The sequence below is a fragment of the Faecalibacterium sp. 9 genome (genome assembly GCF_048320955.1).
GTDB lineage: Bacteria > Bacillota > Clostridia > Oscillospirales > Ruminococcaceae > Faecalibacterium > Faecalibacterium wellingii.
This window is the reverse complement of sequence record NZ_JBLWGB010000001.1, coordinates 1,378,404-1,391,912: the sequence shown is the minus strand read 5'-3', so window position 1 is coordinate 1,391,912 and position 13,509 is coordinate 1,378,404. Positions and strand designations below refer to the sequence as shown.

General features: G+C 53.1%; 15 protein-coding genes and 2 pseudogenes. All 17 read right to left on the bottom strand.

Annotation, left to right across the window (positions count from 1 at the left end; all coding sequences use genetic code 11):
* Window positions 1-96: 96 nt before the first annotated feature.
* Window positions 97-831: pseudogene (locus tag ACKXF9_RS06680) on the bottom strand (recombinase family protein); the annotation flags it as partial.
* Window positions 832-961: 130 nt separating this feature from the next.
* Window positions 962-2,689 carry an ABC transporter ATP-binding protein gene (locus ACKXF9_RS06675; RefSeq protein WP_418265635.1) on the bottom strand — a complete coding sequence of 576 codons (1,728 nt, stop codon included), beginning with the start codon at window positions 2,687-2,689 and terminating at the stop codon, window positions 962-964.
* Window positions 2,690-2,692: 3 nt separating this feature from the next.
* On the bottom strand, window positions 2,693-4,462 hold the full coding sequence (locus ACKXF9_RS06670; RefSeq protein WP_418265634.1) for an ABC transporter ATP-binding protein: 1,770 nt from the start codon (window positions 4,460-4,462) through the stop codon (window positions 2,693-2,695).
* A gap of 74 nt (window positions 4,463-4,536) precedes the next feature.
* Window positions 4,537-5,304, bottom strand: a complete 768-nt coding sequence (locus ACKXF9_RS06665) for a hypothetical protein (RefSeq protein ID WP_418265633.1) — start codon at window positions 5,302-5,304, stop codon at window positions 4,537-4,539.
* Between the two features lie 115 nt (window positions 5,305-5,419).
* Window positions 5,420-6,274 (bottom strand): helix-turn-helix domain-containing protein, encoded by an 855-nt coding sequence (locus ACKXF9_RS06660; RefSeq protein ID WP_418265632.1) that lies wholly within the window; start codon window positions 6,272-6,274, stop codon window positions 5,420-5,422.
* A 153-nt stretch (window positions 6,275-6,427) separates the two neighbouring features.
* Window positions 6,428-6,667: an alpha/beta fold hydrolase gene (locus ACKXF9_RS06655; RefSeq protein WP_005927518.1), complete on the bottom strand. Its 240-nt coding sequence runs from the start codon at window positions 6,665-6,667 to the stop codon at window positions 6,428-6,430.
* 176 nt (window positions 6,668-6,843) lie between these two features.
* On the bottom strand, window positions 6,844-7,590 hold the full coding sequence (locus tag ACKXF9_RS06650; RefSeq protein ID WP_418265631.1) for an alpha/beta fold hydrolase: 747 nt from the start codon (window positions 7,588-7,590) through the stop codon (window positions 6,844-6,846).
* A gap of 20 nt (window positions 7,591-7,610) precedes the next feature.
* Window positions 7,611-8,213: an L-2-amino-thiazoline-4-carboxylic acid hydrolase gene (locus ACKXF9_RS06645; RefSeq protein WP_418265630.1), complete on the bottom strand. Its 603-nt coding sequence runs from the start codon at window positions 8,211-8,213 to the stop codon at window positions 7,611-7,613.
* Between the two features lie 6 nt (window positions 8,214-8,219).
* Complete coding sequence (locus ACKXF9_RS06640; protein WP_418265629.1) at window positions 8,220-8,852, bottom strand: L-2-amino-thiazoline-4-carboxylic acid hydrolase; 633 nt, start codon at window positions 8,850-8,852, stop codon at window positions 8,220-8,222.
* A complete protein-coding gene (locus ACKXF9_RS06635) occupies window positions 8,849-9,775 on the bottom strand; it encodes a ketopantoate reductase family protein (protein ID WP_418265628.1) in 927 nt (308 codons plus the stop codon). The genes ACKXF9_RS06640 and ACKXF9_RS06635 overlap by 4 nt, the downstream gene beginning before the upstream one ends.
* Window positions 9,772-9,885: pseudogene (locus ACKXF9_RS06630) on the bottom strand (class I SAM-dependent methyltransferase); the annotation flags it as partial. The pseudogene ACKXF9_RS06630 and the gene ACKXF9_RS06635, both read right to left, overlap by 4 nt.
* Window positions 9,878-10,363, bottom strand: a complete 486-nt coding sequence (locus ACKXF9_RS06625) for a hypothetical protein (RefSeq protein WP_418265627.1) — start codon at window positions 10,361-10,363, stop codon at window positions 9,878-9,880. The pseudogene ACKXF9_RS06630 and the gene ACKXF9_RS06625, both read right to left, overlap by 8 nt.
* On the bottom strand, window positions 10,363-11,064 hold the full coding sequence (locus ACKXF9_RS06620) for an L-2-amino-thiazoline-4-carboxylic acid hydrolase (protein WP_348801092.1): 702 nt from the start codon (window positions 11,062-11,064) through the stop codon (window positions 10,363-10,365). Before ACKXF9_RS06620 ends, ACKXF9_RS06625 begins: the two co-directional genes overlap by 1 nt.
* Window positions 11,061-11,924, bottom strand: a complete 864-nt coding sequence (locus ACKXF9_RS06615; protein WP_097774491.1) for an MBL fold metallo-hydrolase — start codon at window positions 11,922-11,924, stop codon at window positions 11,061-11,063. The genes ACKXF9_RS06620 and ACKXF9_RS06615 overlap by 4 nt, the downstream gene beginning before the upstream one ends.
* Before the next feature lie 9 nt (window positions 11,925-11,933).
* Window positions 11,934-12,542 (bottom strand): class I SAM-dependent methyltransferase, encoded by a 609-nt coding sequence (locus ACKXF9_RS06610; RefSeq protein ID WP_097774490.1) that lies wholly within the window; start codon window positions 12,540-12,542, stop codon window positions 11,934-11,936.
* A 1-nt stretch (window position 12,543) separates the two neighbouring features.
* Complete coding sequence (locus ACKXF9_RS06605; RefSeq protein ID WP_005927487.1) at window positions 12,544-13,158, bottom strand: class I SAM-dependent methyltransferase; 615 nt, start codon at window positions 13,156-13,158, stop codon at window positions 12,544-12,546.
* A gap of 202 nt (window positions 13,159-13,360) precedes the next feature.
* Window positions 13,361-13,486, bottom strand: a complete 126-nt coding sequence (locus ACKXF9_RS06600; RefSeq protein WP_275539404.1) for a hypothetical protein — start codon at window positions 13,484-13,486, stop codon at window positions 13,361-13,363.
* Window positions 13,487-13,509 lie beyond the last annotated feature (23 nt).

Here is a 13,509-nt window from a genome sequence, read left to right as displayed (position 1 = left end):
GCGTTTGCGTAGCGCAGCGAAGCAATGAAAGCCCCAGTGGGGCTTTTAAGCGACAGAACGGTCTTGCGCAGCAAGATGGAGGGGCCTCGCCCCGACAAGTTCACCTGATACCAATGCCGGGATCGCATTGGGCTGTACCACATCCCGCAAACGCAATTCGCCGATGTACCGGCGATTACTCAGCATCCGCTGAATCGTGTTGTAGGACATCTCCCCGCCCATCGAATTTTTGATGTTGTGCGCCTTTAACCAATCCCGCAGGTCAGTCATGGTCGCACCGTCCGCATACTTCTGGAACGTCTGCTCCACATACGGAGCCAACAACGGGTCGGGCTGGTAATGCCGGGTCTCATCGATCATGTAGCCGAACGGAATCGTGCCACCATTATAAATGCCCTTGAGAGCGTTCTCGGTCATGCCGCGCACGACCTTTTCAGACAGGTCAGCCGAGTAGTATTCGGCGTAACCTTCCAGCACCGATTCCAGAATAATGCCCTCCGGGCCAGCCGAAATGACTTCCGTTGCCGATACCAGTTTCACGCCGTTTCGCTTCAGCTGAGTCTTGTACCGGGCACTGTCGTAGCGGTTTCGGGCAAAGCGGTCGAGCTTCCAGACAATGATGATGTCAAAGATGCCACGCTCACTGTCCTTGATCATCTGCTGGAACTGCGGGCGGTTATCGGTCTTGGCGGAGATGGCACGGTCAATGTAATGCTTCACCACCGTGAAGCCGTTCTTTTCCGCATAGGCGGTGCATTCCCGGATCTGACCTTCAATGGATTCTTCGCGCTGACTATCAGTAGAATAGCGGGCATAGATCACGGCGGTCATGGCAGGCACCTCCCATTTATACATCATTGAACGGTGGAGCGTTCTTTCAAAACAGTGTTTCGTATAATGTATATACCACAGTTTTTAACTGAATGCAAGACTTTTTCCCAAATAAAAGCTGCTCTCATTCTCAGATCGTCCAGTTCTGGCATGCCGACTGCAGATCCACCATGTGGGCATACAGTCCCTTCCGGGCGTACAGCTCTGCCGGGCTGCCCTGCTCGGCCACGATGCCGCCCGACAGCACCACCACCTGATCCGCACCGGCTACGGTGCGCATCCGGTGGGCGATGATGAGGACGGTTTTGTTTTTTATGAGCCGGGATAGAGCCTCCTGAATCGCCGTTTCGTTCTCAACATCCAGACTTGCGGTGGCCTCGTCCAGCAGGATGATGGGCGCATCCTTCAGGAAGGCGCGGGCGATGGAAATGCGCTGCCGCTCACCGCCGGAAAGAGTGCAGCCGTTCTCGCCGATGTTGGTGTTCCACTTGTCCGGCAGCTTTTCGACAAATTCATCACAGTTTGCCAGTTTTGCCGCCGCCAGAACCTCTTCGTCCGTTGCACCTTTGCGGCCCAGACGGATGTTTTCGAGAATCGTGTTGTCAAACAGCGTCACATCCTGAAAAACGATGGAATACAGGCTCATGAGCTTTTCCGGGTCAATTTTGGAAATATCCATGCCGCCCACGGTAATACAGCCCTTCTGATTGTCCCAGAATCGAGCGGCCAGACGGGAAACGGTAGTTTTACCGCCGCCAGAGGGTCCGACCAGTGCAGTGACCTCGCCTTGCTTTGCCGTAAAGGAAACGTCTTTCAGCACTGTCTCACCGGAGTTGTAGGCAAAACCCACATGATCAAACACGATGTCGCAGCCCTGATTGGTCATCGTTTCGCTGCCGGTCTGGACTGGGTATTCCAGAATCTCATTCATCCGGCCCACGTTGGTGCGCATGGCAATGACGGCTGCCAGATTCTGCAAAGCGCCCTGCATAGGATCGTACATCCGGGAAGCTGCCATCAGGAAAAGAAACAGCGTTAGTACATCAATGCTGCCATTGACCAGCAAGGCCGATCCAGTCAGCGCAACCGAAGAAATGCCAAGTTTCAGAACCATGCTTGCCGAAGATACAAACAGGGCGGTTTCCAGTTCTGCCGCAACGGATTGTTTTTCCACCGCACGAATCTTTTTGGAAAGGCCGGAAAGATAGCCTTGTTCCGCATTGCTCGCTTTCAGATCCCGGAGCGTTTCAATGTACTCTTGGATCCCATCGGCGCAGTCCATCTTGACCGCCATCGTTCTGGCCTGAATGCGATCTTGCACCCGATAGCTGCCAAGCACGATGGCGATGGACACCGGGATGACCCACAGAGCTGCCAGTGCCATCCGCCAGTCGAACGCAAACAGGCTCAGCGCAATGATCACGGTGGAGATCAAGGAACCGAACAGGCCGGGAATAAAGTGAGAGCAGGTCTTTTCCAAAACCTCACAGTCCGACATGATGGTACTGGTCAGATCGGCCAGATCTCGTTTGCCAAAGAAAGACAGTGGCAGCTTACGCAGACGTTCTGCGAGAGCCAGACGGCGGATACCGCTTTCTTTATAGGTCGTAAAATAGGTTCCGTTGTACTGGAACCATGTTGTCAGGAGAATCAGCCCGAAGCAGACGATACAGCCCAGCAGATAAAAAACGGCTTTGCCGGAAGTTGTGCCATTCAGCAGGTCTTTTACCAAAAAATACAGCAGACAGGTGGGCAGCATGAACGCCATGTTCTGGAACGCACAGGCCAGAACGCCCTTCACCAGACCCTTTGCGCCCTCCGGGGAACTGGCTGTGGCGTGTTGAATTTTTTCGATCATTCCTTACCCCTCCTTTGCGACCTTCCACTGCACCGACGCCTGATAATCCTGCCACATCCGGGCAAACAGGCCGTTCTGCGCACACAACTCGTCCTTTGTGCCGGACTCCGCAATTTGCCCATCCTGCACCACATAGATGCAGTCGGCGCTGGCGACGGTGGACAGGCGGTGTGCGATCATAATGACCGTTTTGCCCTTGGCAAGCTGCGCAAATGCAGCCTGCACTCTGGCTTCATTGTCCGGGTCGGCAAAAGCGGTGGCCTCGTCAAGCAGCAGGATGGGCGCATTTTTCAGCATGGCGCGGGCAATGGCAATGCGCTGCTGCTCGCCGCCGGACAGATACACGCCTTTTGTGCCAATGACGGTATGGATGCCCTCCGGGAACTTTTCCACGATATCCATGCACTGTGCAGCTTTCAGCGCCGCCAGCACCTCGGCTTCGGTGGCCTGCGCTCTGCCCAGCCGGACGTTGTCCAGAATGCTGCCCTTGAGCAGGCGGCTGTTCTGGAACACAAAGGAGATGGTGTCCATCAACTCTTCCTTGGGGATGTCCCGCACATCCGCTCCGCCCACCCGGACGCTGCCGCTCTGCACATCAAAGAACCGGCAAATCAGGTTTGCCAGTGTGGATTTGCCGCCGCCGGAGGGGCCAACGAAAGCCACCATCTGACCCGGCTGAATTTTCAGCGAAACGCCCTTGATAACATCCGTTTTGCCATCATAGCTGAAATGCACATCCTTCAGGGACACAGAGGCATCTTTCGGATGCCGCGGATGATCGTTTTCTGGCACAGGTTCCGCATCCAGAACCGAATCCACACGAGCCAACGCATCTGCCACAACGAGTTCATTTTCGCTCATGTACATGATGCGGGTCAGGGTCAGGGAGATTACCGGGGTAATGATGATGTAGAACAGCAGGTTCAGCAGAAATTCCGAAGTCACACCGTTCCGGGTGAACAGAAGCCCACCTACAATCAAGAAAGCAAACACACCGTTGATTGCGGCAGTATAGAGCATCATCGGCATCCGCAGCTCTTTGGTGTAGGCAATGACCCACTTTTCGTACTCATCAATGGTCGCTTTGAATTTTTTGAACGAAAAGACGGATTGCCCGAAGGTCTTGACTACCGGGATGCCGCGGACATACTCCACGGCCTCGTTAGACATTGATTCCAACGCATTACCGTATTGCCGCATTTTGTCTGCCATCCGCCTTCCTGTCATGGCGGACATGATGACGAAGCCCAGTGCCACCGGAACGAGACTCAGCAGACCCAGCCGCCAGTCGAACACAAGCAAAAGAACCAACAGACCTATGGGTGTTGCCATTGCATTATATTTGTCCGGCAGCTGATGGGCGAGAAATGTCTCCGCTGCGCCAGTACTCTCGTGGATGATCTTGCGCAGCTTACCGCTGCCAAACGTCTCCGTAAAGCCCAGCGGCAGTGTGGCAAGGTGTTCGGAAACCTCCAGCCGCAGATTGGTCGCCACCCGGAACGCCGACAGATGGGAGCACATCAGTGCCGCAATGTAAATGAGGTAAGCCAGCACCGCAAACAGCACTGCCATCCAGCCGTAATGGGGGATGTTCACCGCCTGCGCATAGTCCGGCGCGGCGTTCAACACATCCCGCAGGATCTTCCAGATGTACACAAAAGGCACCAGCGCCACCAGCGCACTGACCGCAGACAGCACCCACGAAGCGTAGGTGAAATATCGGTAGTTCCCGGCGTAGCCCATCAGCCGGGAAAGATCGGACTGTTTTTTCACGGAAAGACCTCCTTCAAATCAGATTGCGGCAAAAATGTGCTGTGGTATTTCAACTCCACAGCACATTCTGCGTTTTAACCCGCCAGATTTTCGGTGCAGAACAGCTCAATGCAGTTGTCGATCATCGTCTGGTCACAGTCGGTGGAAATGCCGGAGGCCAGCCAGTAAGCATATTCGCCTGTATCGTACTGGCTCAGAGCTTCTGCATCCGAACCATAGCGAAACTCAATATGGTAAGTTTCCGCACTGGTGTCCGGCGCAAGGAAGAAGTAGGTGAACTCGCCGGAATCGGCATCATCGCTTTGAAACTCATACAGCCCACGCACAGGCTCCATGCCAATGTAGTGATAGGTATGGGAGAACAGCACATTGCCGTCCTTATCGGTGCCGGAAATGGTAGAAGTTTCACCATCGAAGGTCAAGATCGCAAGGCTATTGGTAAAGCCGCAGAAATAGGCTCCGCCGCCGTTGGCATACGCTTTGACTGCATCTTCGCCGTAAACATCACCTGTCACCATAGAGGACAGCTTCTCAAAAGCAGCTTCGGCATTGTCCTCGCCCACGAGAGCGGTACAATCATCCAGCCATGTCTGCTTATATTCGTCCGCCAGAATCACCGGCCACAGTTCCTGATAGCTGCCCGTTAGGTCGTTCAGCAACTGTGCAGCGGCAGCTTCGTTTTCATCCACAGCAGAAGAGGCGGTCTCTTCTACGGAAGAAACAGTGCTTTCTGCGGCAGAACTTGCAGAAACGGGAACAGAGCTCGCCGTGCCGCTGCTGCAGCCAACCAGAAGAGGAGCAGACAGAGCTAGCACAGCAGCTGCACTCAGAATTCTTTTCATCAAACGCATTATCAATTTCCTCCACAAAATCAGAATATCGGCGTTAGTTTCAACTAATCGCGATACTGATTTTACTGGAACCGGACTTTCTGCGCAAGAACCAAATCGACAGAATCTATCCAATCGGACGCATCTTCCGATACTCCGTAGGCGTCATGCCGGCTGCTTCCCGAAATGCAGAAGAAAACTTATTCGGATTTTCGTACCCGACCCGATGGGCGATTTCAGCAACCGTGCAATCGGTTTCGAGTAGTAGCTTCTGTGCCAGCTGCAGCCGGTACTCTTTCTGATACGCATAGACCGAGCTTCCGTAAATGCCTTTGAAACAGCTTTTTAATGCCGTAGGCGAAAGGCCGACCTCCTGTGCAAGCTGTTCGATTGTACGGCGAACTGTCAGTTCCTGCGTGAGAAGAGCCGCAGCCTGCTTCACACACTCCACCTGATGCTGATTGAAATACTCTGTCTGCTGCACATCTTCCCTGTTTTTCAGCCGGGTCAGAATATGCAGCAACTCCAGCACTTTCAGCCGAAGATAGCCAGTGTCCGGCACAGAATGCGCTGTGTAAAGCTCTGAAAAAATATGGGCAATGGTCGGTTCTGACCGCAGGATACAGCAGCGGTTTTCCGTGCAGATGTACCGCCGTATGACATCAAGGTCTACGCCGTACCATTCCATTTGTTTCCGCATTTCCGGCGAAATCGCATCCAGATCCAGTAGGATGGTGATGCCGTGGTAGTGCCGCAGCGGAAAGCAGGAGGACGACTTTTTGCGCGCCGCTGCACACACCGCAAAATCCCCTGCTGCCAGATAGCAGCAGCTATTTGCCCCAAAACTGCACTCGTAACGCCCCACGCGGCAGTGGTTGATCTCAATGACATTCCGCATTGGTGCCGTGGCTTCCTCAAAGAATGCAAGGTGCATATCGTTATAATACAGCTCTGCACCCAAAAACAGTGGACAGATAATCATACTCCCAGTTCCTGTCTCATTGGAAAATTTCACGGTGTGAGGCATTTCAGTCGAGGTCGTTTCTTCTATGGAAAGATCAAAAAGTGATTTATGCATAGCCATTCTCTTTTCCTGAAGATTCGCTTTTTCTTACTGATTCGCAGACGTGAACTGTCAAATTCCATTTCTCTGCAAAAATGTTTCCATCAAATCAAGATACCGTTCCGCCTGAACGATAAAGCCCACATGACCGCCCGGAACTGTGCGGATCTCCGCATCCAGTTTCCGGAACAGATCTGCGAACCGTTTCTGATCTTCCTTTTTGAAAATGTCATTTTCCGGGAGGAGGATCAGTATCCTCCCCCGCAGATATTCAAAATCATTTGCTTGGAAAGGCGGGTAATCCTTCAGCATATATACACACCGGAAGCTATGGATGCACTTTCTGCAAAAAACACAGACAATTCAGCAATCGCTGTCAGCCTGCGAGGTGCGCAGAGTGCTTTTTCTCATACACCGCAGCCGCGATGCACCAGCGGATGAACTGCTTTGATTCTTCTTTCTTCATTTTCTTCGCTTCCTGTTCGTAATCATAATAGCCAAAAGCGTTCCATCTCCGACACAAGCAGTGCCGGATGATTGATGATCTCGCCATGGCCGAAACCGGGGAAACAGCGGACGATCAGGCTCGGATATGCCGTCCGCAGCCGCTGGATGGCCTTTTTCATGTGCCCTTCTTTTTCTCCGTACCAACAGGCGACCTTTGCATCGGGCTGTACCAAAAAGTCCGTTCGATAGAGATAAAGTCCTGCCTCCCAAGTGGCCCGGACGGATTCCAAACTGATATGATCCGGGATACGGCGGAGCATAGTCTGCATTCCCTGCTCCGTCTGCCCCATAAAGCGCAGTGCCCATGCAGGCATATACTTTTCGTGTGCCGTTCGATATTGCTTTTGCGGCATGACCTTCAAAATCAGTCGATTCAGCACTCCGAAATCCAGATACTCCGGCCCGCTGAGGATCATCCGATCGATCTGAACGGTTGGGGAAGCCTTCAGAAAAACAGCCGGTCCGCAGCCCAGCGACTCTGCAAAAAGCAGATCCAGCCGTCCGTCAAGCTCTTTCTCAATATAACCGGCCAACTTGTCCGCCTGATTCTGGGCGGTCGTGTAGGTTGTTTTGCCTGTTCCGTCAAAGCCATCGAAGCTGACGGCATACACGCAGAATTTTCTTTCCAGCAGCGGGATCAGATCCTCAAACTGCCGCCAGCACATAAGATTTCCGTGCAGCAGCATCATGGTCTTTCCCTCTATATTGCCGAATCGTTTGATCTCCATGCCAATATGCCTCCCCGCTATTATCGGACCTTCATGCAAAAATCGCAGCGGTCATTACCGCGCCCAAGCGTCATGGTTCTCTCCCAGATCAGCTTCGGATGCAGCCCGGTATAGCTGATGTCGTCGCTGTCGCAAAAGCAGCGGCACAGCTCCGGGCAGCCGTATTCTGCGCAGGTGTCGTGATAGGGACACTTCATCATATCCACACGCCAGACGCCGTTGCCGGTCTGCAGTTCTTTTGGGGCAAAGCCCGCCGCCGGGCCGAAAATGCTCCGGGTGGATTTGACGAAAACGCCGGGAACAAGGCGGTAAAGCCCCGGTATGTGCAGCAGGGCGGCAATCTGTTTGTGGCTCGTTCTCGCCAACCGCTCCACATAGCCGTGAACGGTTTGCAGTGCTTCTTCTTTCGGCATGACCCGCTGCAAGGTTTCGTAGGCCGCAATGCCCGGCAATATCTGCCGCTTGAGGTGGTATTGCTTTTCCTTGCTTGCACCCGCGTTTTCAGCCAGCAGCGCATTCAGGCGCATATCAAAAGCGGCGTTCAGTTGCTTTGCCTGCGCGGGAAAGCGTTGCGCCGCAGTCTCCCGAAAGTCACGGGAAAGATAGGTTTCCTTCCTCTTCATCGTCCGTTACCCTTTCTTTTTATACCCGCAGTCGCAGTAGGGTCCGCCGGAAGCAAGGGTATACTGCCGCACAAAATTTGTCACACCGCCCGCTTCGCTCATGGTGTAGTCCAGATGGCACAAAGCAGGGGTCAGGTCATACAGCCCCAGCTCCTTCATCAGCACACAGATGCCGCACTTGGTAAAGCGTCCCTCGTAGCCGCTGCCATCCGGGTATTCGTAAAATTCCATGTTCCACGAGTAGGGGTTGCGGTCGGCGGCTTTCAGAGCAGCGGTGGCCTTCATGGCGGCAATATCCTTTGCGGTATATTTGCTTTTTCCGCTCTTGCGGCAGAACCACTGCATGGGTGCAGTCATCATGGATCTTGCATAGTAATCCGTCATCCTGTCCACCTCCGGGCGCTGCGGCATGGAGAGAACGAACGCACCAATCATGGCGCAGTTGATAAGATTCATTTTGAAACGGTCGGCTTTTTCAAACTCCGGCAGCCTGCGAATGATCTGCCGGTATTGCGGCTTTGCCTTTTTCGTGATGGCTCTTGCGGTGGTTGCATCATAGCCCAGCACCGCGGTCAGCTGCTTTTGAAAGGAACCGGCAAACAGCATCCACATCCCAAAGGGCATCCCGGTATACTTCATTGCAGATACCTCCCGGCTTCCGCTTCCAGTGCCTGCCATACCGGGTAGGCTGCGCCGTTCGCATCGAAAAATTTCTTGAGATCCCGGTTCAGCGCACTCATTTCGTCGATGGCGTTCATGGCATGGTCGGAGGCGCAGAGTTTCCCCAGCGAGGTGGCACACATCAGCTTGAAAAAGCGCAGGCAGGTCTTGCGGTATTTCTCCCCTTCAAAGTCTGCATCCTCCTTGGGCAGAATGGTGTGCCCGGCATCCCGGATGGCGCGGTATCCCTCGATGTTGGCATCCAGCACACGGTTCAGGTACGCGGTATCGCCCCGGAGCTTTTTCAGGTCGCCGTCTGTCTTATAGCAGGCGAAGGCCGCCGGCATCACAAACGCAGCATGGCAAAGCAGATAGTCCTCCATGTTCGGCTCGTAAACAACCTTATATTTTGTGCCGTGGAAGATGCGCCCGATCAACTGTTTATTGGAGATTGCACCCGGCAGCTGTCCGATGGTGATCTTTTTCAGGTCGATGGAGACCACCCGGTCAGCCTCCCGATGCCCCGCAGAAAGCGCAAAGGCAAACAGGACGTTCTTCCCCGGCAGCGCCGCCGCCAGCGCCCTCGCCTGCACATTGTTCCCCACAAAAACGATGTTCTTCGTCCGGTTCGCCCGCAGCGTGTCCAGAGCGGAATCCAGCTGTGTATAGCGTAGGACCACAAAGATCACATCGTACATTGCATCCGGTGCAAGTTCAGTCACCACCGGAATGTGGCTGACCGAGGTGCGGAGCGAAAATTTGTCCTTGATCCGCAGGCCGTTCTGCTTGATCTCCGCAGCCCAGTTTCCCCGCGCAAGCAGAGTGACATTCTTTCCGGCGCGCAGCAGATTTCTTGCTAAATTGCACCCCAGAACGCCTGCACCATATACCAGAATTTTCATAGCTTGCCCCCAAATCTGATCTTCACGATCTGCATTTTCATCCCGTTGTCCCCGACCCTTGCAAGAAACCGGAAAAAGCCGCTGACAGAAGGGTCTTTCCGATCACTGTACTGTCATCATTTCCGCCAGTACCGCCGCTATGACTGCCATGCCCACCGTGCCGAACAGCCACTTTTTCTGTTTGTCTTTTGCGGTGATGTAGGGCTTCAGATCCTCTGTTCCGGGGATCGTCCATGCGTTCGTGTGCCCCACCCAATAGCCATCAACCAACAGGCGGTCCATGAGATTCATAACGGACAAGATAACGAGTAACTGCCAGAAACCCTGAACAAAGCCCTTTGCACCGTTTATCCCATAGACACAGACCAGCACATAGGCGATGTAGCCGGGAATGCATACCGCTTTGAAAATCAAAGCATTTCGCTTTATTTTTTCGCGTGTTGTAAGTCCCAGCTTCACGCACCGCTGCTGCACCGCCGGGCTGTAAAGATGCACCATCCCAACAGCCCCTTTCCAGATGCCCACAGCACAGACAAGAACCAGCAAAGCCCCCAGCCCAAGACCTTCCAGAATCACCTGTAAAAGCATTACTTATTCCTCCTGTATCCGTTTTCATCCCGGTATTCGGGATGTTCCTTTACGTATGGATCCTTATCGCCGCAGATGGTATAGTCGCATCGGCAGCCGTCCACGCAGGTGGTCGTCCGCACGAGCTTGGCATGGAGCAGTTCCATGGACGCATAGTCCACATTGCACAGGGCAGGCATAATGTCCGCAAATCCGAACCGCTTGGCAAATTCCGCCGCCGGACACGCCGTAAATTCATAATAGATGGGCTTGCTGTTTTCGTAAGGCGTAACATCCATCTCGTAATCATGCCATGTGTCACAGTGCTTTTGGGCAGTGCTGAATGCCCGATACATCAGCTTTTTCCAGAATGGCTTGTTGATGTCAACGAAGCGCAGCTTCCGGAAGGACGGCAGGATCAGATTTTCTTCTATCTCTTCCATTTCGCGGAATGTGACCACATCCCGGCACACATCGTAAAAGCACATGATGGCGATGCAGTCGTAGGTGCCGCCTACGCCGTTGTGAAAATTCTTTTTACCGCCGAGGTCGGTGCGCCACTTGGAAAGAAGCTCTGCGTATCTCAGCTGCACCTGCTCCCAGACCGCCTCACGCTCCACCTCCGGATAGTGTAGAGTGATTTTCGCCAGAATTTCCTTTTTGCAGGGTTTGGAATATAGCACATGGCAGCTACGGTCAATTTGTAATTCGCTGTCCTTCATCTTCCCACGCCTTTCAGAAAACCGCTCTTTGCATTTTCTTCGGTGTCGTCCGATTCGTCGTAGGCATCATACAGTGCATTGGGGTCGTGGACTCTTTTTCTGAAAGGCGAGCACAGTTCATTTTTGTGCGCAAAGGCAAAATCCATATTGTCCGTCCAGCCGGTGTGACCGGTAATGAACAGCGGCTGCAGCCCGCGTTTTTTCAGCTTTTTCTCCAGCAAAGCCAAAGACTTCACCGCCAGCTTGTTGTCCTCTGCCAGCGCAGAAATAAAGCTGTATCCGCCGTCCGCGCCAAACCACAGCGTGTCGCCGGTAAAAAGGTACTTATCGTCAATGAGGTAGACCATATGTCCCCATGTATGACCGGGAACCAGAAAGCACTCGATCCTGATGCCGTCAATGTCAAGTACCTGCCCATCGTGCAGCAGTACCTTTTCGTTGTTGATCGTGACCTGCGGCAATTTATAGAGATGATAGATGACTTTTCGCCGCACCTCGCCGGTGAGATACCGGTTCTCGATCTCGCCGATGTACAGCTTCGCATTCCGGAACAGCCCCGGACTGTCTGCTTCCACCGCACCCACATGGTCGGTGTCCTGATGGGTGATAAGGATATGGTGTATCGACTTCGGATCAATCCCAAGCCAGCTCATTTTTTCGGCAAGGCGGTCGTAGTTATATCCCGCATCGACCATAATGGTCGTATCGCCTTTGCGGTAGAAGAAGATGTTCGCCACCCATTCGCGCACGCAGGCAACATTCTCGTCGATCCAGCCGGTGTTCAAAGGCTTGAAGATTTCCTTGCCCCGGTACATCCAGCTCATTGCTTTTCTTTGAAACTCCGTTGCTTTTTTCGACATGATTACACCTCATTTCTGTGCTGTGATGCACAGCCAGCCCTTTTTATTTTTGTGGCTTTGAATCTGACAAAATTCTGCTTGTTCCAGATACTCTTTCAGTGCAGTGTCCGTATAGATGGTCATGCCATCGATGATCTGCGTCCATTTGTCGTCTTTTGTTGTTTCGCCGTTTGCTTCATTGCAGATGAAAAAGACCCCGCCGGGCTTCAGCTCTCGATAAACCTCTCTGAAATTCTGCGCAAGTTCCGGCCAGAAATAGACCGTTTCAAAGGCGGTCACCACATCAAACTGCTCCGCTTCAAACGGCAGTTCTGCCACACTTGCCTGTTGCACGGTACACCGTCCTGCCGCAATGGCTCTGGCATTGACCTTTCGCGTTTTTTCCACGCTGACAGCTGAGTAGTCGATGCCCTGCACCTTGCCGTTGGGGCACAGTTTCAGCAGTGTCTTAATGTTCGCTCCACCGCCGCAGCCGCAGTCCAGCACCATGGCATCCGGGGCAGGCTTTAAAAAGCGCAGCCCCCATTCTGCCATTGCGCTGTGTCCAAAGTTCATCATAGCAACCATGATCTTCCCGCCAAAGCCTACGGGCTTTCGGGTGTTTTCAAAAAAGGACATATCACACCTCCGATTTCACACATTCCGTATAGGTCAGCGGAAAAGAGGCCTTTAGAACGACACTATTTCGTACTGCCCAGCCGTTCTGATGCAGGAAACTCAGGTATTCCTCATTCGTCCACTTGCTGTGAAGCGGAAAGCCTGCCAGCTTCATGAAAAAGGCTTTGACCTTGCCGGGAAATGAGTTTTCTGCGTGAGTAAAGGTGGGCGCGATCAGCACACCGTCATCCTTCAACACCCGTTTGATTTCTCGCAGTGATTTTTCTGGCTGCGGCACGATGTGCAGTGCGTTAGATACGATTACCACATCGAATGATTTGCTCGAGTATGGCAGAGAAAACATATCCTGCACGGAAAAATGCAGTTTCGCAGAGTAATTCCCCCGCTTGGCCTCTGTAATCATTTCCGGAGAGGCATCCGTCGCCTCGATGTGTGCCGTTGCTTTTACGATGTGCTTGGCGATCAGCCCTGTTCCGGTAGCCAACTCCAGCACCGTTTTGTCTTTCACGACCGGACAGATCAGCTCATACATTTTTTCGTATACTATCCTGTCTTTTCGCATAAAGCAGTCATACAGACCTGCATTTCTGTCCCAGAAATTCTTGCGTGCTCGCATTGCTGTCTCTCCTTTTATAGTTAGATTTATCTAACCACCACGCGCACCGATAAGTTAGATTTAGCTAACTTCCAACCCTATAAAAAGCCGCTTCTCAACGGTCCTTCTGCCAAAATAATACGCCCTGCCGTCTCCTCTGTCAAGAAGTTTAGGCATTTTCGGAGATTCCGAAAGAGATTTCGCTTTCGGGAGCCCCCAACCGTTACCCCAGTGCCACATCCAGCACCATCATCACGCTGAAGCCCACCACGAAATGTACCGTGCCAACGTTGGAGTGCTGTCCCTGCGACATTTCCGGGATCAGTTCCTCCACCACCACATACAGCATGGCTCCGGCAAAAAGGTCAAGGG

What these genes read in the sequence shown, in the direction of transcription:
- ACKXF9_RS06675 (WP_418265635.1), bottom strand. Translation starts at nt 2,689, where the DNA reads ATGATCGAAAAAATTCAACACGCCACAGCCAGTTCCCCGGAGGGCGCA.
- ACKXF9_RS06665 (WP_418265633.1), bottom strand. Translation starts at nt 5,304, where the DNA reads ATGAAAAGAATTCTGAGTGCAGCTGCTGTGCTAGCTCTGTCTGCTCCT.
- ACKXF9_RS06660 (WP_418265632.1), bottom strand. Translation starts at nt 6,274, where the DNA reads ATGATTATCTGTCCACTGTTTTTGGGTGCAGAGCTGTATTATAACGAT.
- ACKXF9_RS06655 (WP_005927518.1), bottom strand. Translation starts at nt 6,667, where the DNA reads ATGCTGAAGGATTACCCGCCTTTCCAAGCAAATGATTTTGAATATCTG.
- ACKXF9_RS06650 (WP_418265631.1), bottom strand. Translation starts at nt 7,590, where the DNA reads ATGGAGATCAAACGATTCGGCAATATAGAGGGAAAGACCATGATGCTG.
- ACKXF9_RS06645 (WP_418265630.1), bottom strand. Translation starts at nt 8,213, where the DNA reads ATGAAGAGGAAGGAAACCTATCTTTCCCGTGACTTTCGGGAGACTGCG.
- ACKXF9_RS06640 (WP_418265629.1), bottom strand. Translation starts at nt 8,852, where the DNA reads ATGAAGTATACCGGGATGCCCTTTGGGATGTGGATGCTGTTTGCCGGT.
- ACKXF9_RS06635 (WP_418265628.1), bottom strand. Translation starts at nt 9,775, where the DNA reads ATGAAAATTCTGGTATATGGTGCAGGCGTTCTGGGGTGCAATTTAGCA.
- ACKXF9_RS06625 (WP_418265627.1), bottom strand. Translation starts at nt 10,363, where the DNA reads ATGCTTTTACAGGTGATTCTGGAAGGTCTTGGGCTGGGGGCTTTGCTG.
- ACKXF9_RS06620 (WP_348801092.1), bottom strand. Translation starts at nt 11,064, where the DNA reads ATGAAGGACAGCGAATTACAAATTGACCGTAGCTGCCATGTGCTATAT.
- ACKXF9_RS06615 (WP_097774491.1), bottom strand. Translation starts at nt 11,924, where the DNA reads ATGTCGAAAAAAGCAACGGAGTTTCAAAGAAAAGCAATGAGCTGGATG.
- ACKXF9_RS06610 (WP_097774490.1), bottom strand. Translation starts at nt 12,542, where the DNA reads ATGTCCTTTTTTGAAAACACCCGAAAGCCCGTAGGCTTTGGCGGGAAG.
- ACKXF9_RS06605 (WP_005927487.1), bottom strand. Translation starts at nt 13,158, where the DNA reads ATGCGAGCACGCAAGAATTTCTGGGACAGAAATGCAGGTCTGTATGAC.
- ACKXF9_RS06600 (WP_275539404.1), bottom strand. Translation starts at nt 13,486, where the DNA reads ATGCTGTATGTGGTGGTGGAGGAACTGATCCCGGAAATGTCGCAGGGA.